The following is a 23,729-nucleotide window of genomic DNA, read 5'->3' on the forward strand; positions in this document are numbered from 1 at the left end:
CATGGACAGAGCACTGTGGATCATCGGTCTGGCGATCTTCTGGGTCGCGATGATCGGCCTGATGTACGTCGGCTGGCGTGGACGCGCTCGACGCCAGAAAGACAAGATCGGCGAACTGCCGACGGTACCGGCAACCCTGGGTGAACTGCTCGTCCTGCCGACCACCGGCCTGTACGTCGGCAGCACCATCGCACCCAGTTGGCAGGACCGAATCGCCGTCGGCGACCTCGGTTTCCGCGCCACCTGCGAGATCAGCCGCTACAGCGGCGGAATTCTGGTCGAGCGTGACGGCGCGTCGGCCATCTGGATTCCGGAGAAGTCGATCCGCGCGATCCGCACGGAGAACGGTCTTGCCGGCAAGGTCATGAGCAAGGACGGCGTCCTGGTGATTCGCTGGGAATTGCCGAGCGGAACTGAGATCGACACGGGCGTGCGCGGTGACGACAAGACGGTTTATCCGGACTGGGTCAAGCCGGTGACTGCTTCGAACAAGACCGCTTCGAACAAGACGAATGACAACGAAGACGCAAGCTCTGGCGACATCGAGCAGAACGGAAAGAACGCATGAGCGGCTTTGACAACAGCCCCGCAGTACTGGTCCTCGAAGACGGACGGGTGTTCCGCGGAACCACCTTCGGTGCGGTTGGACAGACCCTGGGCGAAGCGGTGTTCAGCACCGGAATGACCGGCTACCAGGAAACGCTCACCGATCCCAGCTACCACCGCCAGATCGTCGTCTCCACCGCACCGCAGATCGGCAACACCGGCTGGAACGACGAAGACGACGAGTCGGTCGGACCGACCGGCGAGCGTGCCGGCGCCAAGATCTGGGTTGCCGGGTACGTCGTTCGTGACCCCTCGCGCGTCACCTCGAGCTGGCGTGCAACCGGTTCGCTGCAGGCCAAGCTCGAAGAGCAGGGCATCGTCGGAATCGCCGGGATCGACACTCGTGCCCTGGTTCGCCACCTGCGTACTCGCGGTTCGATGAAGGCCGGAATTTTTTCCGGTGAAGCCATCGCCGCCGATGACGAACTGGTCCGACGGGTTCAGGATCAGCCGACCATGCTCGGCGCCGATCTTGCCGGTGAGGTCAGCACCACCAGCGGCTACGTCGTCGAGCCGAAGGGCGGGGAGGCGCTGTACACGGTTGCCGCCATCGACCTCGGTATCAAGACCAACACCCCGCGCATGTTCGCCGAGCGCGGTATCCGCGTCCACGTGTTGCCGTCCAACGCGAGTCTCGAACAGATCCTCGACCTGAAGGCCGACGGAGTGTTCCTCTCCAACGGTCCCGGTGACCCGGCCACCGCCGACGGCGCAGTCCACCTCACGAAAGAGGTCATCGGACAGGGCTTGCCGCTGTTCGGTATCTGCTTCGGCAACCAGATCCTGGGCCGCGCCCTGGGCCTGAGCACCTACAAGATGAAGTTCGGCCACCGCGGCATCAACATCCCGGTGATCGAGCATCAGACCGGTCGCATCGCGATCACCGCTCAGAACCACGGCTTCGCGCTCGAAGGCGAAGCCGGTCAGGAATTCGACACCCCGTTCGGCCGCGCGGTGGTCAGCCACACCTGCGCCAACGACGGAGCCGTCGAAGGTGTTCGCCTGCTGGACGATTCGGCCTTCTCGGTGCAGTACCACCCCGAGGCGGCAGCCGGCCCGCACGACGCCGCGTACCTCTTCGACCGCTTCACCAGCCTGCTCTCCGCACGGAAAGAAACCGGAGTCAAGAACTAATGCCACGCCGTACAGATCTCAAGCACATCCTGGTAATCGGCTCCGGTCCGATCGTCATCGGTCAGGCCTGCGAGTTCGACTACTCGGGCACCCAGGCCTGCCGCGTCCTCCAGGAGGAGGGCCTGCGCGTCAGCCTGGTCAACTCCAACCCGGCCACCATCATGACGGACCCCGAGTTCGCCGACGCCACGTACGTCGAGCCGATCACGGCCGAGTTCCTCGAGAAGGTCATCGCCAAGGAAGCCTTGCAGGGCAACAAGATCGACGCCGTCCTCGCGACGCTCGGCGGTCAGACTGCGCTCAACGCCGCAGTGGCGCTGCACGAGCAGGGCATCCTCGAGAAGTACGACGTCGAACTGATCGGCGCCGACTTCGATGCCATCCAGCGCGGCGAGGATCGCCAGAAGTTCAAGGACATCGTCGCCAAGGTCGGTGGCGAATCCGCGAAGTCCGCAGTTTGCTACACGATGGACGAAGTACACGCCACGGTCGCCGAACTCGGCTACCCGGTTGTCGTGCGTCCGTCCTTCACCATGGGCGGCCTCGGTTCCGGCATGGCGTACGACGTCGACGATCTCAACCGCATCGCCGGTGGCGGTCTGGCCGCGTCGCCGACGGCGAACGTCCTGATCGAGGAATCCATCCTCGGCTGGAAGGAATACGAACTCGAGCTCATGCGCGACAGTCGCGACAACGTCGTGATCGTCTGCTCCATCGAGAACGTCGACCCGGTCGGTGTCCACACCGGAGACTCGGTCACCGTCGCCCCGGCGATGACGCTGACCGACCGCGAGTACCAGGCGATGCGCGACCTTTCCATCGACATTCTGCGTGAGGTGGGCGTCGACACCGGCGGCTGCAACATCCAGTTCGCGATGGACCCGAAGGACGGCCGCCTGGTCGTCATCGAGATGAACCCGCGTGTCTCCCGCTCGTCGGCTCTGGCGTCGAAGGCGACCGGTTACCCGATCGCGAAGATGGCGGCCAAGCTTGCCATCGGCTACACGCTCGACGAGATCGTCAACGACATCACCAAGGAAACCCCGGCTTGCTTCGAGCCGACGCTCGACTACGTCGTCGTCAAGGCTCCGCGGTTCGCTTTCGAGAAGTTCCCCGGTGCCGACGGAACTCTGACCACCACGATGAAGTCGGTGGGCGAGGCCATGAGCATCGGCCGCAACTTCACCGAGGCTTTCGGCAAGGTCATGCGTTCGCTCGAGACCAAGCGTGCGGGTTACTGGACCGGCGCCGACATCGAGACGGAGAGCCTGGATGCACTGCTCGCCGATCTGAGCGTTCCGCAGGACGGCCGCATGTACGGCATCGAGAAGGCATTCGCGCTCGGCGCAACTGTCGAGCAGCTCTTCGACGCCACCAAGATCGATCCGTGGTTCCTCGACCAGTTCCAGCAGATTCACGAGCTCGGTGAAAAGCTGCGCGCTGCAGAGTCTTTCGACGAGGCTTCCCTGCGTCAGGCCAAGTACCACGGCATCTCGGACCGCCAGATCGCGGCTCTGCGCCCCGAACTCGGTGGTGACACGCACGCAGGTGAGGACGCCGTTCGCGCTCTGCGTGATCAGCTGGGCGTGCGCCCCGTCTACAAGACCGTCGACACCTGCGCCGCAGAGTTCGAGGCCAAGACGCCGTACCACTACTCGACCTACGAGCTCGATCCCGAGGCCGAGTCCGAAGTTGCTCCGCAGACCGAGCGACCCAAGGTTCTGATCCTCGGATCCGGCCCCAACCGCATCGGTCAGGGCATCGAGTTCGACTACTCGTGTGTCCACGCGGCGCAGACGCTGTCCGAGGCCGGGTACGAGACCGTCATGGTCAACTGCAACCCCGAGACCGTCTCCACGGACTACGACACCGCTGATCGCCTGTACTTCGAGCCGCTGACGTTCGAGGACGTCTTCGAGGTCTACCGCGCGGAGGCGCAGTCGGGCACCGTTGCCGGCGTCATCGTCCAGCTCGGCGGCCAGACCCCGCTCGGACTGGCGAAGCGTCTCGAAGCTGCCGGCGTCCCCATCGTGGGAACCAGCCCCGCAGCCATCGACCTGGCGGAGGACCGCGGCGAATTCGGTCGCGTACTGACCGAAGCCGGTCTGCCCGCACCGAAGTTCGGTACCGCCACCACGTTCGACGGCGCCCGCGAGATCGCAGCAGGCATCGGCTACCCGGTGCTGGTGCGTCCGTCGTACGTGCTCGGTGGACGCGGCATGGAGATCGTCTACGACGAGGCTTCCCTCGCCGACTACATCTCGCGCGCCACGGAGATCTCCGACGATCGTCCGGTCCTGGTCGACCGCTTCCTCGAAGACGCGGTCGAGATCGACGTCGACGCTCTGTGTGACGGCACCGAGGTGTACCTCGGCGGCGTCATGGAGCACATCGAGGAAGCCGGCATTCACTCCGGTGACTCGGCGTGTGCGCTCCCGCCCATCACTCTGGGCCGGGCGGATCTCGAGAACGTCCGCCGCTCCACCGAGGCTCTCGCGAAGGGCATCGGCGTCAAGGGCCTGCTCAACGTCCAGTACGCCCTCAAGGACGACATCCTCTACGTGCTGGAAGCAAATCCCCGCGCCAGCCGCACGGTTCCGTTCGTGTCCAAGGCGACGGCCGTCCAGCTGGCCAAGGCATGCGCCCGCGTCATGCTCGGCGAATCCATCGCGGAACTGCGTGCGAGCGGCATTCTGCCGGCGAAGGGCGACGGCGGAAACACCCCGGCCGGTGCACCGATCGCGGTCAAGGAAGCTGTGTTGCCGTTCAACCGCTTCCGCCGCGCCGACGGTACCGGCGTGGATACCTTGCTCAGCCCGGAAATGAAGTCCACCGGTGAAGTCATGGGAATCGACTTCGACTTCGGTACGGCTTTTGCCAAGTCGCAGACTGCCGCCTACGGTTCGTTGCCCACCACGGGCGCGGTGTTCGTCTCGGTCGCCAACAAGGACAAGCGTTCGCTGATCTTCCCGGTCAAGCGCCTGGCAGACCTCGGATTCACCATTCTTGCCACCGAAGGAACCGCAGATGTTTTGCGGCGCAACGGTATCGAGTGCAAGCAGGTGTACAAGCAGTCGGGTGAAGATGTTCCGGCCGGTGCCGAGACCATCGTCGACCAGATCCGCAGCGGCGAGGTCGCCATGGTCATCAACACGCCGTACGGCAACAACGGCCCGCGTGTCGACGGCTACGAGATCCGAAGCGCAGCGGTTGCGTCGAACATCCCGTGCATCACGACGGTGCAGGGCGCCTCGGCTGCCGTGCAGGGCATCGAAGCAGCCATTCGCGGCGACATCGGAGTTCACTCCCTGCAGGAATTGCACGCAGGTCTTCGTCAGCCGGCACAGCAGTCGTGAGTCACAGTTGGGGGCAGCGTCTCCGGTCCGCGATCGCGGACCGGGGGCGGCTGTGCGTCGGTATCGACCCGCATCCCGCGCTTCTCGACGCGTGGGGACTGCCGCGTACGGCCGAAGGTCTCGAGACTTTCGCCGAGATCTGCGTCGAGGCCTTCACCGGTGAGGTCGGACTGGTCAAACCTCAGGTCGCGTTCTTCGAGGCTTACGGCAGCGCCGGCTTCGCCGTGTTGGAGCGGACCATCTCGGTTCTTCGCGATGCGGGAACTCTGGTCGTCGCGGATGCCAAGCGCGGTGACATCGGTTCGACGATGGACGCGTACGCGCAAGCCTGGTTGGGTGATTCGCCGTTGGCCTCCGACTCGGTCACCGTTTCGCCGTACCTGGGATTCGGGGCGCTGACTCCGACACTCGAACTGGCACGGCAGAACGCCCGCGGGATCTTCGTCCTGGCACGAACCTCCAATCCGGAAGGCGGCGTACTTCAACAGTCGTCGACTGACGGTGTGAGCGTGGCTCAGTCGATCGTCGACGCTGCGGTCGATGCGAACGGCGACGGCCGTGACACCGTCGGACTGGTGGTCGGTGCAACTCGGGACCACGGTCTGGACCTGTCGCAGTTCAACGGCCCGATTCTCGCTCCGGGACTCGGCGCTCAGGGTGCGACGGCAGCGGATCTCGCAGACATCTTCGCGGGATCGACCGAGCTCCTGCTGCCGAACACTTCCCGTGGGGTGCTCAAGCATGGTCCTTCGGTATCGGCACTTCGGGAGGCAGCAATGCGTGACCGAGACGAGATCGAAGCCGCATTGGCGAACTGATCCGTGAGTGACCTCGAGGCTCGTTCGAGCGGTGGAACCCGGTGGTACCGTCCGTCGGTGAATCGTTGGTGGCAGATCGGACTTCTCGTCGCGGCGTGCGCGCTGCTGGCCACCGGGTTCCAATCCGTCACCGGCGTACACGGCGACGATCTCGCCGTGTACCGGACAGCGGGTCAGGCCGTCCTCGACGGCTCGAACCTGTACGACGAGTCGTTCAACGCGAGACTGCCGTTCACGTATCCGCCCTTCGCTGCGCTCGTCGCCGTTCCAGTCGCCCTGGGTTCCTGGGGTGCGGTCCAGTGGGGATGGAGTTTCGTCAGCCTCCTGATGCTGGCCGCGATCATCGTGCTCAGCTATCGCGAAGTCCCGTTCACACGTAAGCGGCCAGTCGTCGTCTACGTGGGTTTCCTGGTCCTGTGGACGGCGGCATCGCCGATCTCCGATCACCTCGGGTACGGCCAGGTCGGGTTGTTTCTGACTCTCCTGTGCTTGATCGACGTGCTGGCTCGACCACGGTGGATTCCCGAGGGCGTGCTGGTGGGGATCGCCGGCGCGGTCAAACTGGTGCCACTCGTCTACATCGGTTACTACGTGATCACCGGGCGCTGGAAAGCAGTTGCGGGCGGCCTCGCCGGCTTCCTCGGCGCCACGGCTCTGGGCTTTGCGGTTCTCCCACGCCAGACGATCGACTACTTCGGCGACATCGCCTCACTCTCGGGGCGCGTCGCCGTCGGTGACCCGTCCGTGTTCGGTAACCAGTCCGTGCGTGGAATGGCCTTGCGGCTACTTCCCGAGGGCCTGGTGGGTCCGGCATGGCTCGTCGCCTGTGCGGTGTTGGGTGTCCTCGGAATTGTCGCGACGCGGCGCGCTCAGCGCCTGCGGGGCGATCTCGCCGGTTTCACGGTGGTGGCTCTGCTGGCGGCAATCGTGACTCCCATTGCCTGGACGCACCATTTCGTGTGGTTGGTGCCGGCGGTCGGTGTACTCCTCGTTCCGATCAAGTCTGGCGTGGGGGAGGGCACTCGATCGGTCCCTGTGTGGTCCTGGATCGCGATCGGTCTCACCGCTGTCGTAGTGCTGTTTCGGCTTCCTCGAGTCGGCGCGGACATGGATATCCCGGTAGTCGGCTTCGTGCTGGAGAATTCATTGCTCTGGGCGAGCCTCGCGGTAGTGCTCGCTCTGGCCGCCCCCGGCGTGAGTCGCATCGAACCCGAGACGGTCGACGCCGGCGATCCGAAATCGTCGCTGCAGACCTGAAAACGGGCCGCGACACGCGCATAGGCGCCGAAAATGCTCGAAAATTTTGGATGTGTCGGCGACCACGTTCATTCCCGCAGGTAACGATTTCGCACACTCGCACGGGGGTGTCGCACGCTATGGGTCGAAATACATTGTGTTACAGTCTATTTCGGTACTGTACGCACGTTCGTGTGGCGTCGAATTCGTCTCGATCCAGCCGAAAACGGTGACGATCCGTGACATCGATTCGACGCGCATAACCCACCGCGATCTGCATCGGACCGCGGGGGGTGGGTTAGCAATTCGCGCCAGGCGTGAGTACGGTCGCTATCGCTGCTGGTTATCAGCGGAATAGACAAAATTTGCACACGACGAGACGGAGGAACCGTGGCCCTTCCCCAGTTGACTGATGAGCAGCGCGCTGCTGCTTTGGAGAAGGCAGCTGCTGCCCGCAAGGCCAGGGCTGAGCTCAAGGAGCGCCTGAAGCGTGGCGGCACCGACCTCAAGCAGGTCCTCAAGGACGCCGAAGACAACGAAATCTTGGGCAAGATGAAGGTTTCGGCACTGCTCGAGGCGCTGCCCAAGGTGGGCAAGGTCAAGGCTCAGGAGATCATGACCGAGCTGGAGATTGCACCGACCCGTCGCCTTCGTGGCCTCGGTGATCGGCAGCGCAAGGCTCTGCTCACCAAGTTTGACTTCGAGGCCTGAGCCGACAAGTGATGATTGCTGACGCGGCAGTGTCTGATGATTGCTGACGCAACAGTGTCAGAGAGTAAGACCGCAGTGCGGAGGGGTCGGCTGGTTGTACTGGCCGGCCCTTCGGCTGTCGGTAAGTCCAGCGTCGTTCGCGAGCTGAGAACTCGGTTGCCTGAACTCGTTTTCAGTGTTTCGGCGACCACTCGCGATCCCCGTCCAGGTGAAGTGGACGGCAAGGACTACCGATTCACCTCCCGTGAAGAATTTCAACGGATGATCGACTCCGGTGAACTTCTCGAATGGGCGGAAATCCACGGCGGCCTGCAGCGCTCCGGCACCCCCGCAGCTCCGGTCGAAGAAGCGCTCGAAGCTGGAAAGCCCGTTCTCGTCGAGGTCGATCTCGCCGGAGCACGAGCTGTCCGCAAGGCGATGCCCGAGGCTCTGTTGGTGTTCATGGCTCCACCGAGCTGGGACGTTCTGGTGCAACGGCTGACCGGACGTGGAACCGAAACGGAAGACGTCGTGGCGCGCCGACTCGAGACGGCCCGAGTGGAATTGGCCGCACAGGACGAGTTCGACACGGTCATCGTGAACGAGGATGTAAGCCGTGCTTGCGATGAGTTGGTATCCTTGTTGGTTGGGAACTGATTCCGCACCCTTCGGGAACCGATTTCCACCCCGTTTCTCAGATATCCGGATCGATAAAACTAGTTCTTCAATGAAGATCTAATTCAGGAGACACAAGAGTGAGCAGCACTTCAGCCGCGTCCGCAGCAGGTCAGGGCGCTCTGCCTGCCTACGACACCCCGCTCGGCATCACCAACCCGCCGATCGACGAGTTGCTCGAACGCACCTCTTCCAAGTACGCCCTGGTCATCTACTCGGCCAAGCGCGCGCGCCAGATCAACGACTACTACAACCAGCTCGGTGACGGCATCCTCGAATACGTCGGACCTCTGGTCGAGCCCGGTCTGCAGGAAAAGCCGCTGTCCATCGCGTTGCGTGAAATCCACGCTGATCTCCTCGAGCACACCGAAGGCGAGTGAGCACCACATCTGCCGCACCCGAACCTCGTTCGGGTGTCGGGGGAGTGTCCGACGCGCCCACATCGATACGTAAGCGCATTGTCGTCGGTGTCGGTGGGGGTATCGCCGCGTACAAGGCGTGCTCGATCATCCGCAGCTTCACCGAGAGCGGTCATCACGTCCGCGTGATTCCGACTGAATCCGCTCTGGAGTTCGTCGGGCGCGCGACGTTCGAAGCACTCTCCGGCAACCCGGTTCACACCGGCGTCTTCAACGACGTCCCGCAGGTTCCGCATGTCCGTCTCGGACAGGAAGCCGATCTGGTCGTCATCGCGCCGGCAACCGCTGATCTGATGGCGCGAGCGGTCATGGGTCGCGCAGACGACCTGTTGACGGCCACTTTGTTGACCGCGCGCTGTCCGGTCGTCTTCGCCCCAGCAATGCACACCGAGATGTGGGAGCACCCCGCAACGGTCTCGAACGTGGCGACACTGCGTTCGCGCGGCGTCCACGTGATCGAACCTGCCTCCGGGCGTTTGACCGGGAAAGACACCGGAGCCGGTCGACTTCCCGAACCCGACGAGATCGTCGGGTTGGCATCGTTGCTCCTCGAGCGCTCGGACGCGTTGCCGCGCGACCTGGAGGGTCGCCGCATTCTGGTCACCGCCGGCGGTACTCGCGAGCCGCTCGATCCCGTGCGCTTTCTCGGTAATCGCAGCTCGGGCAAGCAGGGCTACGCGCTCGCCCGTCTTGCCGCGCAACGCGGCGCGCACGTGACACTGATCGCCGGGTACACGGCTGATCTCGCCGACCCCGCCGCTGTCGACGTCGTGCACATCAAGACGGCCGAAGATCTCCGGTTGGCAGTGGAAAAGCACGCACCGGGACACGACGGAGTCGTCATGGCTGCGGCTGTCGCGGACTTCCGCCCCACCACCGTCGAAGGCAGCAAGATCAAGAAGGGCGCAAACGAACCCGACTCGATCAGCCTCACCAGAAATGCCGACATCCTCGCCGGTCTCGTCGAAGCGCGTCGTGACGGCGACTTGGATGCTCGAACGGTGATCGTCGGATTCGCCGCTGAGACCGGTGACGCCCATGGTGACGTTCTCACCTATGCCCGCTCCAAGCTTGCCCGCAAAGGTTGCGATCTCCTCGTGGTCAATGCGGTCGGCGAGGGCAAGGCGTTCGAGGTCGATCACAACGACGGTTGGTTGCTCGGTTCCGACGGCTCGGAGTCCGCTCTCGAACACGGATCCAAGGCTTTGATGGCCAGTCGAGTACTCGACGCCCTGGTCAAGCTCTTTCCCGAGTAGCGACACGCGCCCGGTGGTGAGAGTTACCCCACGATAATCGGGTGAGTACAAGGGTGTTGCGCAGGCGGTCCAACCGTTATCGTCGGCTCAGCCCCCAGCTAACAAAGCATGACAAAACGGTCACCGAACGGTGATTCGGATACTTCAATAAGCTGTAGTCAAGAACTCAGTCGTCGAGAGGGAGATCTGTGAGCAAGTCCGGCAGTCGGCTATTCACCAGCGAGTCCGTCACCGAGGGGCACCCGGACAAGATCTGTGACGCGATCAGCGACTCGATCCTCGACGCGCTGCTCACCCAGGACCCGCGCGCCCGCGTGGCCGTCGAGACACTGGTCACCACCGGCCAGGTTCACGTAGCCGGTGAGGTCACGACCACTGCGTACGCGGACATTCCGAAGATCGTGCGCGACACAGTCCTCGAAATCGGCTACGACAGCTCCGCAAAGGGCTTCGACGGAAATTCGTGCGGCGTCAACGTCGCGATCGGCGCCCAGTCGCCCGAGATCGCGCAGGGTGTCGATCACTCGCACGAGGCTCGCGTCGACGGAATCAGCGACGACGAGATCGACCGTCAGGGTGCGGGCGACCAGGGCCTGATGTTCGGCTACGCCACCACCGACACGCCGGAACTGATGCCGCTGCCCATCGCGCTGGCTCATCGTCTCTCTCGCCGGTTGACCGAGGTCCGTAAGTCCGGCGTGCTGCCGTACCTGCGCCCGGACGGCAAGACCCAGGTCACCATCGAGTACGACGGTGACAAGGCTGTCCGTCTCGACACCGTGGTCATCTCCACCCAGCATGCCGCTGACATCGACCTCGACAACCTGTTGACGCCCGATCTTCGTGAGAAGGTGCTTCACTCGGTGCTGACCGACGTCAACCTCACCGATCTCGACACCTCCGATGTTCGTCTGCTGGTGAACCCGACGGGCAAGTTCGTCCTCGGTGGCCCGATGGGTGACGCCGGTTTGACCGGGCGCAAGATCATCGTCGACACCTACGGCGGAATGGCTCGCCACGGTGGCGGCGCGTTCTCCGGCAAGGACCCGTCAAAGGTCGACCGCAGCGCTGCCTACGCCATGCGCTGGGTGGCCAAGAACGCTGTTGCCGCAGGTCTGGCCGACCGCATCGAGGTTCAGGTCGCCTACGCCATCGGCAAGGCAGCTCCGGTCGGACTCTTCGTCGAAACCTTCGGCACCGAGAAGACCGATCCGGCACGGATCCAGAAGGCGATCACCGAGATCTTCGACCTGCGTCCGGGAGCGATCATCCGCGACCTCGACCTGCTGCGCCCGATCTACGCGCAGACGGCGGCATACGGTCACTTCGGTCGCACCGATATCGACCTCCCGTGGGAGAGCACCGATCGCGCCGACAAGCTGCGTAGCGCAGCTGGTCTCTGATCACTGACGTACAGACGGGGCGCGGGTGGGCGCGGAAAGAGTAGCGGCAGAAGTCGATCCGGTCGCCCGGGTGCTGCCGATGCTCCCGCTCGCTCACCTCGACCGTGAATTCGACTACCTCGTTCCTCGTGAACTCGAAGCGGATGCGCAGCCCGGAGTCCGGGTGCGCATCCGCTTCGCTGGTCGTCTGGTGGACGGTTTCATCGTCTCGCGCGAGGCGACCAGTGACCATCAGGGGAAGTTCGGCTGGCTCGAACGCGTCATCTCGTCCGAGCGGGTCTTGACGGCCGAAATCGCGCAAGTCGTCGATCGTGTGGCGGAGCGTTATGCCGGAACCCGTGCCGATGTTCTCCGTTTGGCGGTACCGCCGCGGCACGCGAAGGTCGAGGCGGAACCGTGGGGGCCCGCCGAGCCGCCGTCCGCTCCTGAACCGATCGAAAATGGTTGGCATCTCTACAGATTCGGTGACGCCTTCCTGTCCGCCATTCGCGAGTCGAAAAGCCCACGTGCGGTCTGGCAGGCGTTGCCTGGTGAAAACTGGCCACTGCGCCTGGCCGAACTGGCCGGGGCCGTAGCGGCAAGTGGTAAATCCGCGATCCTGGTTGTGCCCGATCAACGCGACCTGGACCGCGTCGTCGCCGCTTGTACCGAACTCTCCGGAGCGGATGCGGTGGTAGGTCTGTCCGCGGGCCTGGGGCCGGCCATGCGATACCGAAGGTGGCTCGCTGCACTGCGCGGGACCGCCCGGATCGTCGTCGGCACGCGGAGTGCTGTTTTTGCGCCGACGGCCGAGACCGGTCTTGTCGTCGTCTGGGACGACGGCGACGACAACTTGTCCGAGCCGCGGTCGCCGTATCCACATGCCCGCGAAGTTGCCGTCCTGCGTGGCTACGTCGCCGGGTGCGCCGTCGTGATCGGTGGGTTCTCCCGTACGGCAGAAGCGCAGGTACTCGTCGACTCGGGATGGGCGCACGATCTGGTCGCTACGCGGGACGTCGTTCGTGCCCACGCACCCAAGATCACCGCGCTCGCCGACAGCGATCAAGCCTTGGCCCGCGATCCGGGAGCCAGAGCGGCTCGTTTGCCCGCTATTGCATTCGCGGCCGCCCGGCGCGCTCTGGGTGAGGGCAACGGAGTCCTGGTGCAGGTGCCTCGGCGGGGGTACGTACCGACCCTGGCCTGCGGAAAGTGCCGTGCCCCGGCACGGTGCCGTCGGTGCAACGGCCCACTGGCTCTTCCCGCTGCGGCAGGTCCCGACGGCGCCGGGACACCGGCGTGCCGCTGGTGCGGGGTTGCCGATGCCGCCTACCGATGTCACGCGTGCGGGGCGAAAGCGTTGCGCGCGGTGGTGGTCGGTGCCGGCCGGACCGCCGAAGAACTCGGGCGGGCGTTTCCCGGTGTGAAAGTTGTTCTGTCCGGGGGCAGTGATGTGGTCAAGGAACTGCCACACGGGCCCGCGTTGGTGGTCTCGACAGTGGGTGCGGAGCCGGTGATGACCGGCGGCTACGGCGCCGCGCTCTTGCTCGACGGTTGGGCACTGCTCGGCCGGCCCGATCTTCGCGCCGCCGAGGAAACGCTCAGACGCTGGATGTCGGCTGCTGCCATGGTGATTCCGCTGTCCGAAGGCGGTGAAGTTGTGGTTGTCGCAGACTCAGGTATCCCGACGGTGCAGGCGTTGGTCCGATGGGATCCAGTGGGGCACGCACAGTCTCAATTCGAGGAACGGGACGAGGTCGGCTTTCCTCCGGCCGTTCACATGGCTGCGATCGACGGTGGATCCGCAGCAATTGCGGAGTTGGTGGACTCGGCTGATCTGCCGGCAAGTGCTGTACTGCTCGGACCAGTGGAACTGCCTGCGGGGGAGAGGCTTCCGTATTCCGGTGAGGACGAGAGCGGTGTCGCGCCGGAGCGAATGCTGGTCCGCGTTCCACGCAAGGACGGTCGCGGCCTTGCGGACGCTCTGGCACATGCGAGGGCCGCGCGCAGTGCGCGGAAGTCTTCGGGTCCGGTCCGCATTCAGATCGACCCACGCCGCATCGGCTAAGTTTCGAGTTGTCGGAGGAATCCTTGCGCTACCCGATATGACGATATATCGTCGAACTATCAACGATAGTGATGGAGGTTCGACGATGGATGCAAGTTTCCCGAACGAGGGGATGTTCGGCCGGCGCGGTTTCTTCGGCGGTTTCGGCCGTGAGCAACGGCCACCATTTGTGATGTGGGTGCCGACGGACGACGGCGCGTCGGGCGATGGTCCCGGCGATCGAGACGGTGGACGACGCGGTCGACCGCACGAGCGGCCGGGCTTCGGTGACATGCCACGCAGAGGCCATCGGCGGGGGCGTTTCGGTCCAGACGGCGGACCCGGCCCCGGCTTCGGTCCGGGCGCTCAGTTCGGTCGCGGGCGAGGACGTGGCGGACGAGGTCGTCGAGGAGATGTGCGCGCTGCGATTCTGCTGTTGATCGCGGAAGAGCCGATGCACGGCTACGAATTGATTCAGCAGATCGTCGAGCGCAGCGGCGGCGTCTGGAAGCCGAGTCCGGGCTCCATTTATCCCGCGCTGTCCCAACTCGAGGACGAAGGACTGGTGATCATCGAAAAGGTTGCCGGCCGCAAAACCGCCAAGCTGACAGAAGAAGGCGTCGCGTACGTCGAGGAACATCGCGCCGATCTCGGGGCGCCGTGGGATGACGTTCGTCTCAGCGTAGGGGAGCCGGAGCAGGACCTTCGAGAACTGATCGGCCAGCTGATGGGCGCGGCCGGTCAAGTGGCTGCTGTAGGCACACCAGCGCAGGTCAAGGCCGCAGCCGACGTGCTTGTCGAGGCGCGCAAATCGCTCTACCGAGTGCTTGCCGGTGATGACGCCGATGAAGGTGGCAATTGAGACGTCGGATACCTACTGTTCGGTAGGGTATGCGCCTCGAAGTTTCTGGTGTTACGGTCAGCTCCCTCGTAGGATCAGAGCAGGAGCAGGAACAATGTCTGGCGTCAAACGGTCTGTGGGACTGACATTTTCGGTAGCAGTGGCGCTGCTGATCGGAGCACCGCCGGCGATATCGGCTGCAGCACCGACGCTCCCGTCTGCGAGTGCCGACGCGATGGATGTTCCCCTCGTCATCGGCCCAGGCCAGGTGTCGCGTTCGGTAGCCACCGCATTCGCTCATGCTCATCCAGGATCCGCACCTGCCGGATCGAACGATTTCGGCTGTGAGCCTTCCGCCACGCATCCCCGACCGGTTGTACTCGCCCACGGAACCGACACCGAGGCGTACGCGGATTGGGCGGCCATGTCGCCGGCACTGGCAGCTGACGGCTACTGCGTCTTCGCCCTCAATTACGGCGGTGCGATCAAAGAAGAAGACGGGGACGTCGCACACGAGACCTACGGCGTCGGCGACATAGTCGGTAGTGCCACCGCGTTCGGTTCTTTCGTCGATCAGGTGCTGACCGCGACCGGCGCGGACAAGGTCGACGTCATCGGCTATTCGCAAGGCGCGACGGTGACGCGGTACTACGTCAACAAGATGGGCGGCGACGCCTACGTCGATCATTGGGTCGGTTTGGCTTCGCCGACCTACGGCGGGGTGATGTTCGGGTTGGTTCCCATTGTGCGTGCGATCCCCGGCGGAGAAGACTTTGTCGAAGACGTCTTTTCTCGAGCTGTCCGTGAGCAGATGCAGGGGTCGGATATGTTGAACGCCCTCAACGCCGGCGGTGACACCGTACCCGGAGTGCGCTACACGACCATCGGGTCCACTGTCGACGAGATGATCCAGCCGTCCTCGAACATCGCGCTCCGCGGTGCCGGTGCAGAAAACATCGTCCTCCAGGATCTGTGCCCGTCTAACCTGACCGGCCACTTCCGCATGCCGTACGACCCCTACGTGATCGACGTCATCCGGACGGTCCTCGACCCCGATGCCGAGCGGCACGCTTCGTGCAGCGTGGTGCCGCTCGGCACGGATATTCCGCAAGTGGTCATCGACGCAAATTCGTGAGCTGCAAATTCGTGAGCTGCTAACTCGTGAGCACCGAGATCACGTGGGTCGGGATGTTTACTCGGCGAGCTTGGCAGTGGCCTGCGCCCACAGGAAGAACTTGTTCGTTCCGAGGTCGCGGACGGTCTTGATGTTGAACGCTGCCTTCAAATGTTCTGCGTCCGAATCGCTTACGCCGTTGAGTGCCGCGACCGGGGCGTCCGCCAATTCTTCGACGGACTTTCCTGCGTAGGCCTTGTCGAACTTACTGTCGATGCCTGCCATCTAAGTTCCTCCGTGTGATCGGTGTATCCCGTATCAGCCTCCGCCGAGTGGCGACGACAGAAACAGTCAATACCGAGGACCGGTGAATGTGCAGGGTTCTGATCAAAGAAATTGCTGAGAAAGTGGTTCGGTGTGGCGCGAGGTAGGTCGTAGCTCTCGCAGTCCTTAGACTGACAGTTCCACCCACCGACACATCCGGGAGCATTTTCGTGAGTTGCAGTCCACCGCGTTCGACAGGCCGATCGGCTGATCAGAGTCCGAAGAGCCCAACGAAACGGGAGAGCTGACATGCGCGTCGTGTTCGCCGGAACACCCGAACCCGCGGTTCCTTCACTGCGTCGGCTCATCGAATCCGCCAACCACGAAGTGGTAGCCGTCGTCACGCGTCCGGACGCTGTGGCGGGCCGCGGTCGAAAAGTCACCCGATCGCCGATCGGTCTGCTTGCCGACGAGCACGGCATCCCGGTGCTGACGCCGGCCAAGGCGTCCGATCCCGACTTCGCGGCCGAACTCGCCCGCCTCGAACCGGACTGTGCACCCGTCGTCGCCTACGGAAACCTGTTGCCGCAGAACGTCCTCGACATTCCGAAATACGGTTGGGTCAATCTGCATTTCTCGTTGCTTCCCGCGTGGCGCGGCGCCGCGCCGGTGCAGGCCGCGATCAGTGCCGGCGACGAGGTGACGGGCGCCAGCGCGTTCCGTTTGGAAGCCGGCATGGATACCGGCCCCGTGTACGGAGTGATGACCGAGCGGATTCGCGACACCGATACGGCGGGCGACCTGCTCGGACGTCTCGCGGAAAACGGCGCTGCCCTGCTCGAATCGGTACTCGACGGACTCGAGGCCGGCGAGATCAACGCGGTTCCGCAGTCTGCCGACGGCGTCTCGTATGCCCCCAAGGTGACGGTGGACGCGGCCCGCGTGCGGTGGGAACTGCCCGCTCCCACAGTGGACCGGCATATCCGGGCCGTCACACCCGCGCCCGGGGCATGGACGATGATCGGTGATCTTCGAGTCAAGGTCGGCCCGATCACCGTCACGGACGAGACCCTGGCAGTCGGTGAGATCTCGGTACGCAAGGATGGTCTGTACATCGGTACCGCGACCACCGCGGTGCGACTCGGGCAGATTCAGCCCCCGGGCAAGAAATTGATGTCGGCAGGGGACTGGGCACGCGGTGCCCGACTCGACGCGGAGGTACGAGCACAGTGACCGAATCACGACGACCGGCACGGCGGACACAGGGTCCCGGAGCCAAGACCGGCGGCGGCGGCAAGAACACCAAGCCGAAGCAGGCCAAGCGGCCTGATCCGGCAACCGCCGGGCTCGATCAACCGCGTCTGGCGGCGCGTGACGTCCTGCGCGCGGTCCGTGAGCGTGACGCGTACGCGAACCTGGTTCTGCCAGGGCTCCTGCGTGACCGCAAACTCGACGCACGCGACGCTGCGCTGGCAACCGAACTGGCGTACGGCGCGGCACGTGCTCAGGGGCTGCTGGATGCGGTGATCGCGCATGCAGCGGGTCGGCCGATCGAAGAGATCGACGGAACGCTGCTCGATGTTCTCCGACTCGGCTCGTACCAATTGCTGCGCACTCGTGTCGCACCGCACGCTGCCGTCGCAACTTCGGTCGATCTGGTCCGCGCCGAAAACGGCCAGGGCCGAGCAGGATTCGTCAATGCGGTCCTGCGCCGTGTTTCCGAACGCACCCAGGAGGAGTGGGTCGAGCTGCTGGCCCCGAAGGACCCGGTCGGCCGGCTCGCCTTCGAGCACGCTCACCCCCTGTGGATCGCGCAGGTATTTGCCGACTCGCTCGGCGCTGCTGCCGGTGAACTCGAAGACGTCCTGATCGCCGACGACGCCCGCCCTGCCGTACACCTCGTCGCCCGCCCCGGCGAGATCTCCGCCGAGGAGCTTGCACTGGTGACCGGCGGCGAGATCGGGCCGTACTCGCCGTACGCCGTGCATCTCGACGGCGGTGACCCCGGACAGCTCGAGGCGGTCCGCCAAGGCTTGGCGGGCGTGCAGGACGAGGGCAGTCAGCTGGTGGCCCGCGCCCTCAGCATTGCTCCTCTCGAAGGTGAAGACTCCGGACGCTGGCTCGATCTCTGCGCAGGTCCGGGCGGTAAGGCAGCGCTTCTCGGCGCTCTCGCCGGTATCGAAGGCGGGCGACTCGACGCCGTCGAGCCCGTCGAACATCGCGCCGAACTGATCCGCAAGACCACTCGCGAGCTTCCCGTGGACGTACACGTGGCGGACGGCCGCGAATCCGGGCTCGAACCCGGATACGACCGCATCCTCGTCGACGCTCCCTGCACCGGGTTGGGTGCGCTGCGTCGGCGCCCAGAGGCACGTTGGCGTCGGCAGCCGTCCGATGTGGCCCCGCTCGTGAAGTTGCAGCGTGAATTGCTTGCTGCCGCAATCGAACTGGTTCGCCCCGGCGGAGTGGTGCTGTACTCCACGTGCTCGCCGCACTTGTCGGAAACGCTGGCAGTGGTCGCCGATGCAGTGCGACGTCACGGCGTCGTGGAACTCGACACCAAGGAATTGGTGCCAGGTGTCCCAGACGTCGGCGACGGATCGTCGGTTCAGTTGTGGCCGCACCGACACGGGACCGATGCGATGTTCATGGCCGCTTTGCGCAAGCCGCTGGCCTGATCGGATGACTTCTGGGCATCGGTAGTCGTATGGTGCCTACATGGTTACGTGGGAACAGGTTGTAGTACTCGGTTCGGCTCTTCCCTCCGTGGAAGAGTCGACCTCGTACAACACCCCGGCACTCAAGGTGGCAGGTAAGACTTTTGCGCGGCTCCGCACCGAAGCGGAGGGCGCTTTGGTCGTGATGTGCGGTCTGGACGAGAAGGAGGCGCTACTCGCCAGTGGCGAGGCGGCTTTCTTCACCACCGATCACTATCACGGGCACGGCTCGATCCTCGTGCACCTCGAACTGATCGACGAGGTGCAGTTGGGTGAGATGCTCGAAGACGCGTGGCGGATCAAGGCACCGGCCAAGGTGCGAAAGCTCCACACCGTCGTCAAGAACTGATCTGATTGCACCGGCTCCGATGTGCATGCACGGTCGGCAATGAGACACAGCTAAACTCGGCGTCGTGGCTTCCCCGATGATTGCACCGTCCATTCTGTCCGCAGATTTTGCTCGACTCGCTGATGAAGCGACTGCCGTGTCCGGCTCCGACTGGCTTCACGTCGACGTGATGGACGCGCATTTCGTTCCCAATCTCACGCTGGGTCTGCCGGTGGTCGAGAGTCTGCTGAAGGCGACGGATATTCCGCTCGACTGCCATCTCATGATCGAGAATCCGGAGCGCTGGGCGCCGCCGTACGCCGAGGCCGGTGCGTACAACGTCACGTTTCACGCCGAGGCCACCGACGATCCGCGTTCGGTTGCCCGCGATATTCGTGCAGCTGGTGCCAAGGCGGGGCTGAGCATCAAGCCTGGAACCCCGATCGACGACTACCTGGAAATCCTCAAGGACTTCGACACCCTCTTGATCATGAGCGTCGAACCCGGATTCGGTGGTCAGTCCTTCATGCCTCAGGTGCTCGACAAGGCACGCGCAGTTCGAAAGCTCGTCGACTCGGGTGAGCTGACGCTCCTTGTCGAAATCGACGGCGGCATCAACGCTTCCACGATCGAGCAGGCCGCTGAAGCAGGGATCGACTGCTTCGTCGCCGGTTCGGCGGTGTACGGAGCGAGTGATCCCGGTGAGGCGGTGCGCAAGCTGCGCGCGCAGGCCGCCTCGGCGTCGCCGCACCTGACGCTGTCGGTCTGAGCCGCTCGATGGCAAAGGGTGGACAGGCGTCGACGGCTGATCTCGACGCCGCGATGCAGATCGCGCTGGCCGCAGCTGATTCCGCGCGCGGATTCACCAGCCCCAACCCACCGGTCGGCGCGGTCATCCTCGCTGCCGACGGAACCATCGCGGGCGTCGGTATGACGCAACCGCCCGGTGGACCGCACGCGGAGGTCGTGGCTCTCGACGAGGCCGGCGATGCAGCGCGTGGCGGTACGGCAGTGGTGACACTGGAACCGTGCAATCACCAGGGGCGAACCGGCCCTTGCTCACAGGCATTGATCGATGCCGGAGTCTCGGCGGTTGTCTACGCCGTCGGTGATCCCAATCCCGAGGCTTCCGGCGGCGCAGCGACGCTCATGCGCGCTGGAATCAGCGTCACGGCCGGACTGAGAGCACCCGAGGTGGAAGCTGGTCCACTGCGGGCCTGGCTGCACAAACAGCGCACCGGTCGCCCGCACATCACGTGGAAGTACGCGGCCAGTCTGGACGGACGCAGCGCCGCCGAGGACGGAACGAGTCAGTGGATCACCGGTCCGCAGGCGAGGGCGCGCGTGCATGCGCAGCGAGCGCAGATCGATGCGATCGTGGTCGGTACCGGCACCGTGTTCGCCGACGATCCGTGGCTGACCGCACGTCAGCCCACCGGTGAGCTCGCGGCGCACCAACCCGTTCGCGTCGTCGTCGGAAAGCGCGAAATACCCTCGACGGCAAGCATTCTCGACGACACCGCACCGACTCTGGTGCTCAACACCGACAACATCGACGAAGTAGTCGAGGCGTTGGGGGAGTACACGGACGTACTTCTCGAGGGTGGGCCCCGTCTGGCCGGAGCATTCCTTGCCGCCGGATATGTCGACGTCATAGAGGCATACATCGCTCCGATCCTGCTCGGCGCGGGCGCCTCCGCACTCGTCGATGCCGGAGTGCACACCATCACCGACGCCCACCGATTCCGTTTGGAGTCTGCGGTAACGATCGGCCCCGATATTTTGTTGAGTCTGGTTCCGGAGAGTTCTGCTCCGGGGAACGAGGAGTAGGGCGCGTGTTCACAGGAATTGTGGAAGAACTCGGCGAAATCGTCGCCAAGGAAGAACTGGTCGATGCTGCACGTTTCACGGTGCGCGGGCCACTGGTCACCTCCGACGCCGGCCACGGTGATTCGATCGCGGTCAACGGAGTGTGCCTGACGGTGGTCGACGTGCTTGCCGACGGTTCGTTCACCGCAGATGTCATGCAGGAAACCCTGAACCGCTCGAGCCTGGCGAAATTGGATGTCGGCTCTCGCGTCAACCTCGAGCGTGCCGCGGCGCTGAACAGCCGACTCGGCGGCCACCTGGTTCAAGGGCATGTCGATGGAACAGGCCACGTCATTTCCCGCTCGCCGTCCGAGAACTGGGAGGTAGTGCGGATCGCACTGCCCGACTCCATTTCCCGTTACGTCGTGGAGAAGGGTTCGATCACCGTCGACGGAGTCTCGCTGACGGTCTCCGCGCTGGGCGGAGACCGCGGGTTCGAGTACTTCGAGATCTCGCTGATCCCGACAACGCTCGAGTTGACGACGCTCGGAACCGCTGTGGTCGGTACGCCGGTCAACCTCGAGGTGGACGTGATCGCGAAGTACGTCGAGCGGCTTCACTCTGCCGGTCGGTAGGACCAGGCTGATCGGACCCGTCCGATTGGTCGTAGGGTTGTCAGTGCATCCGTCGGATGCACTTGTTGTATTCGATGATGTGAAAAGTCAAGACTTTGGAGTGCGAGCACGTGACCAGGTTCGACAGTATCGAGCGCGCAGTAGCAGATATCGCTGCAGGTAAAGCTGTTGTCGTCGTGGACGACGAGGATCGCGAGAACGAGGGCGACCTCATCTTCGCCGCCGAGAAAGCCACCCCGGAACTGGTGGCGTTCATGGTCCGGTACACCTCCGGCTACCTGTGCGTGCCGCTCGACGGTGACGATTGCGATCGGCTGGGCCTGCCCCCGATGTACGCCACCAACCAGGACAAGCACGGCACGGCGTACACCGTCACGGTCGACGCCCGTGAGGGAATCGGTACCGGCATCTCGGCGTCGGACCGCGCTGCGACGATGCGTCTGCTCGCCAACCCCGAATCCGGTGCCAACGATTTCACTCGCCCCGGTCACGTCGTTCCGCTCCGCGCGAAGGAAGGCGGAGTACTGCGTCGTCCTGGCCACACGGAAGCTGCAGTCGACCTCGCCCGCATGGCGGACCTGCGTCCTGCCGGCGTCATCTGCGAAATCGTCAGCCAGAAGGACGAAGGCGCGATGGCTCAGACCGACGAGCTGCGAGTATTTGCCGACGAACACAACCTTGCTCTGATCTCGATCGCGGACCTCATCGCGTGGCGTCGCAAGCACGAGAAGCACGTGCTGCGCATCGCCGAGGCCCGCATCCCCACCCGCCACGGTGAGTTCACCGCTGTCGGCTACACGAGCATCTACGACGAGGTCGAGCACGTTGCGCTGGTGCGTGGCGACATCGCAGGCCCCGACGGAGACGGTAGCGACGTGCTCGTCCGCGTTCACTCCGAGTGCCTCACCGGCGACGTCTTCGGTTCGCTGCGGTGCGATTGCGGCCCGCAGCTCGACGCCGCACTGGACATGGTCGCCCAGGAGGGCCGCGGCGTTGTTCTGTACATGCGCGGGCACGAGGGTCGTGGCATCGGTCTCATGCACAAGCTGCAGGCCTACCAGCTCCAGGACGCCGGTTCCGACACCGTCGACGCCAATCTCGAACTCGGCCTACCGGCGGACGCCCGTGACTACGGCATCGGTGCCCAGATCCTCGTCGATCTGGGGATCTCGTCGATGCGTCTGCTGACCAACAACCCGGCCAAGCGTGTGGGTCTGGACGGCTACGGCCTGCAGATCACCGATCGTGTTCCGATGCCGTTGCGCGCGAATGCGGAGAACCTCACCTACCTGCGCACCAAGCGCGATCGGATGGGGCACGATCTGATCGGACTGGACGAGTACGAGGCGAACCAGAACACCGCACAGCCGGGAACCGCACTGTGAGCGGGGAAGGTCAGCCGCAGCTCGCGATCGCCGAGGCCAAGGATCTGAAGCTGGCGATCGTTGCCGGGCAGTGGCACGCGACGATCTCCGAGGCTCTGATCGCCGGCGCGCAGCGCGTCGCGCAGGAGGCACAGATCAAGGACGTGACACTGGTCCGTGTCGCCGGCGCGATCGAACTGCCGGTCGTTGCGCAGGCATTGGCGCGCACGCACGACGCCGTCGTCGCACTCGGTGTTGTCATCCGCGGCGGTACGCCGCACTTCGAGTACGTGTGCGACGCGGTCACCGCGGGCCTCACACGCGTCTCGCTCGACGAAAGCACCCCCGTGGGGAACGGTGTCCTGACCACCGACACCGAGCAGCAGGCTCTTGACCGTTCGGGTCTGCCGGGTAGCGTCGAGGACAAGGGCGCACAGGCCTGCGCCGCCGCACTGGACACCGCAGTGACCCTGCGCCATCTCCGAGCACCATGGACCGAGGATTCGTTTCGATGAGTACACCCGGCGACAACGAGAACTGGGAACTGATCGCGTCACCGCGTAAGTCGACGCGATACGCGATCGGAGTTGCCGTCCTCCTGGTGATCGTTCACGTCACACTTGCACTCCTGCTCCGCCAGGGGTCCACCGGCGTGTACTTCCGTGCCGCGGACCAGATCGCGATGGCAGGCATCGGCACCATTCTGGCTCTCGGTGTGCTGATGTTGACGCGGCCCCGGGTCAAGGTGGGCAAGCAGGGTATCGCCGTACGAAACATCCTGGGCGAGAAGATCGTCGACTGGGATCTGTTCGAGGGACTCTCGTTCCCCGACGGTGCCGCCTGGGCACGCATCGAGTTGCCCGACGACGAGTACATGGCAGTGATGGCGATCCAGTCCAACGACCGCGAGTACGCCGTCGACACGGTCGGTAAGTTCCGCGAACTGGCCGACCGCTACGCACCGGTCGCGCACAAGAGCAACTGACGTCTTCCGACCGGTTCGGTGCCCGCATCCTGCGCGTTTCCGAGTCGGTCGGTGGC

23 protein-coding genes are annotated in these 23,729 nt (G+C 64.4%); 22 read left to right on the forward strand and 1 reads right to left on the reverse strand.

Annotated features, from left to right (window positions below; translation table 11 throughout):
- The first annotated feature begins 1 nt into the window (after window position 1).
- The 13 genes from M1L53_RS24285 to M1L53_RS24345 all read left to right on the forward strand — a co-directional run bounded on the left by M1L53_RS24285 (window position 2) and on the right by M1L53_RS24345 (window position 15,592).
- Window positions 2–568, forward strand: a complete 567-nt coding sequence (locus M1L53_RS24285) for a transporter (RefSeq protein WP_003944773.1) — start codon at window positions 2–4, stop codon at window positions 566–568.
- A complete protein-coding gene (carA, locus tag M1L53_RS24290) occupies window positions 565–1,740 on the forward strand; it encodes a glutamine-hydrolyzing carbamoyl-phosphate synthase small subunit (protein ID WP_007728009.1) in 1,176 nt (391 codons plus the stop codon). Before M1L53_RS24285 ends, carA begins: the two co-directional genes overlap by 4 nt.
- Complete coding sequence (gene carB, locus M1L53_RS24295) at window positions 1,740–5,096, forward strand: carbamoyl-phosphate synthase large subunit (protein ID WP_003945010.1); 3,357 nt, start codon at window positions 1,740–1,742, stop codon at window positions 5,094–5,096. The genes carA and carB overlap by 1 nt, the downstream gene beginning before the upstream one ends.
- Window positions 5,093–5,914: an orotidine-5'-phosphate decarboxylase gene (gene pyrF / locus M1L53_RS24300; RefSeq protein ID WP_007728008.1), complete on the forward strand. Its 822-nt coding sequence runs from the start codon at window positions 5,093–5,095 to the stop codon at window positions 5,912–5,914. The genes carB and pyrF overlap by 4 nt, the downstream gene beginning before the upstream one ends.
- A 57-nt stretch (window positions 5,915–5,971) precedes the next feature.
- Complete coding sequence (locus M1L53_RS24305; protein ID WP_225320370.1) at window positions 5,972–7,171, forward strand: glycosyltransferase 87 family protein; 1,200 nt, start codon at window positions 5,972–5,974, stop codon at window positions 7,169–7,171.
- A gap of 369 nt (window positions 7,172–7,540) precedes the next feature.
- On the forward strand, window positions 7,541–7,861 hold the full coding sequence (gene mihF / locus M1L53_RS24310) for an integration host factor, actinobacterial type (RefSeq protein ID WP_003944825.1): 321 nt from the start codon (window positions 7,541–7,543) through the stop codon (window positions 7,859–7,861).
- A 36-nt stretch (window positions 7,862–7,897) separates the two neighbouring features.
- A complete protein-coding gene (gene gmk / locus M1L53_RS24315; protein WP_003944801.1) occupies window positions 7,898–8,497 on the forward strand; it encodes a guanylate kinase in 600 nt (199 codons plus the stop codon).
- Between the two features lie 98 nt (window positions 8,498–8,595).
- Window positions 8,596–8,895, forward strand: a complete 300-nt coding sequence (gene rpoZ, locus M1L53_RS24320) for a DNA-directed RNA polymerase subunit omega (RefSeq protein ID WP_003944996.1) — start codon at window positions 8,596–8,598, stop codon at window positions 8,893–8,895.
- Window positions 8,892–10,190 carry a bifunctional phosphopantothenoylcysteine decarboxylase/phosphopantothenate--cysteine ligase CoaBC gene (coaBC, locus tag M1L53_RS24325; protein ID WP_003944888.1) on the forward strand — a complete coding sequence of 433 codons (1,299 nt, stop codon included), beginning with the start codon at window positions 8,892–8,894 and terminating at the stop codon, window positions 10,188–10,190. Before rpoZ ends, coaBC begins: the two co-directional genes overlap by 4 nt.
- A gap of 188 nt (window positions 10,191–10,378) precedes the next feature.
- On the forward strand, window positions 10,379–11,593 hold the full coding sequence (metK, locus tag M1L53_RS24330; protein WP_003944827.1) for a methionine adenosyltransferase: 1,215 nt from the start codon (window positions 10,379–10,381) through the stop codon (window positions 11,591–11,593).
- A gap of 25 nt (window positions 11,594–11,618) precedes the next feature.
- The gene (locus M1L53_RS24335; RefSeq protein WP_082239108.1) at window positions 11,619–13,637 is read left to right on the forward strand and encodes a primosomal protein N'; all 2,019 of its coding nucleotides are present in this window, start codon (window positions 11,619–11,621) and stop codon (window positions 13,635–13,637) included.
- A gap of 172 nt (window positions 13,638–13,809) precedes the next feature.
- Window positions 13,810–14,478 (forward strand): PadR family transcriptional regulator, encoded by a 669-nt coding sequence (locus M1L53_RS24340; RefSeq protein ID WP_370852745.1) that lies wholly within the window; start codon window positions 13,810–13,812, stop codon window positions 14,476–14,478.
- Window positions 14,479–14,572: 94 nt separating this feature from the next.
- On the forward strand, window positions 14,573–15,592 hold the full coding sequence (locus M1L53_RS24345; RefSeq protein ID WP_050656340.1) for a triacylglycerol lipase: 1,020 nt from the start codon (window positions 14,573–14,575) through the stop codon (window positions 15,590–15,592).
- Between the two features lie 57 nt (window positions 15,593–15,649).
- On the opposite strand, the gene M1L53_RS24350 is transcribed toward M1L53_RS24345, so the two are convergent.
- Window positions 15,650–15,856, reverse strand: coding sequence for a hypothetical protein (locus tag M1L53_RS24350; protein ID WP_003944900.1), 207 nt, complete (start codon window positions 15,854–15,856; stop codon window positions 15,650–15,652).
- Window positions 15,857–16,144: 288 nt separating this feature from the next.
- Here M1L53_RS24350 and fmt point away from each other — a divergent pair, with 288 nt between their 5' ends.
- The 9 genes from fmt to M1L53_RS24395 all read left to right on the forward strand — a co-directional run bounded on the left by fmt (window position 16,145) and on the right by M1L53_RS24395 (window position 23,673).
- Window positions 16,145–17,068, forward strand: coding sequence for a methionyl-tRNA formyltransferase (gene fmt, locus M1L53_RS24355; protein WP_003944846.1), 924 nt, complete (start codon window positions 16,145–16,147; stop codon window positions 17,066–17,068).
- Complete coding sequence (locus M1L53_RS24360; RefSeq protein WP_047270385.1) at window positions 17,065–18,513, forward strand: RsmB/NOP family class I SAM-dependent RNA methyltransferase; 1,449 nt, start codon at window positions 17,065–17,067, stop codon at window positions 18,511–18,513. The genes fmt and M1L53_RS24360 overlap by 4 nt, the downstream gene beginning before the upstream one ends.
- A 40-nt stretch (window positions 18,514–18,553) precedes the next feature.
- The gene (locus M1L53_RS24365) at window positions 18,554–18,901 is read left to right on the forward strand and encodes an MmcQ/YjbR family DNA-binding protein (protein ID WP_003944924.1); all 348 of its coding nucleotides are present in this window, start codon (window positions 18,554–18,556) and stop codon (window positions 18,899–18,901) included.
- A gap of 64 nt (window positions 18,902–18,965) precedes the next feature.
- Window positions 18,966–19,649 (forward strand): ribulose-phosphate 3-epimerase, encoded by a 684-nt coding sequence (gene rpe / locus M1L53_RS24370; protein WP_019748384.1) that lies wholly within the window; start codon window positions 18,966–18,968, stop codon window positions 19,647–19,649.
- Between the two features lie 8 nt (window positions 19,650–19,657).
- Entirely contained in the window at window positions 19,658–20,710 is a 1,053-nt protein-coding gene (gene ribD / locus M1L53_RS24375; protein ID WP_030536416.1) for a bifunctional diaminohydroxyphosphoribosylaminopyrimidine deaminase/5-amino-6-(5-phosphoribosylamino)uracil reductase RibD, read from the forward strand.
- 5 nt (window positions 20,711–20,715) lie between these two features.
- Window positions 20,716–21,324, forward strand: a complete 609-nt coding sequence (locus tag M1L53_RS24380; protein ID WP_003944892.1) for a riboflavin synthase — start codon at window positions 20,716–20,718, stop codon at window positions 21,322–21,324.
- Window positions 21,325–21,434: 110 nt separating this feature from the next.
- Window positions 21,435–22,709 carry a bifunctional 3,4-dihydroxy-2-butanone-4-phosphate synthase/GTP cyclohydrolase II gene (locus M1L53_RS24385; protein WP_003944833.1) on the forward strand — a complete coding sequence of 425 codons (1,275 nt, stop codon included), beginning with the start codon at window positions 21,435–21,437 and terminating at the stop codon, window positions 22,707–22,709.
- Window positions 22,706–23,203 (forward strand): 6,7-dimethyl-8-ribityllumazine synthase, encoded by a 498-nt coding sequence (gene ribH, locus M1L53_RS24390; RefSeq protein ID WP_003944999.1) that lies wholly within the window; start codon window positions 22,706–22,708, stop codon window positions 23,201–23,203. Before M1L53_RS24385 ends, ribH begins: the two co-directional genes overlap by 4 nt.
- Window positions 23,200–23,673, forward strand: coding sequence for a PH domain-containing protein (locus M1L53_RS24395; protein WP_003944987.1), 474 nt, complete (start codon window positions 23,200–23,202; stop codon window positions 23,671–23,673). The genes ribH and M1L53_RS24395 overlap by 4 nt, the downstream gene beginning before the upstream one ends.
- Window positions 23,674–23,729 lie beyond the last annotated feature (56 nt).

This window comes from Rhodococcus sp. T9N, assembly GCF_024436645.1.
In the GTDB taxonomy this organism is placed as follows: domain Bacteria; phylum Actinomycetota; class Actinomycetes; order Mycobacteriales; family Mycobacteriaceae; genus Rhodococcus_F; species Rhodococcus_F qingshengii.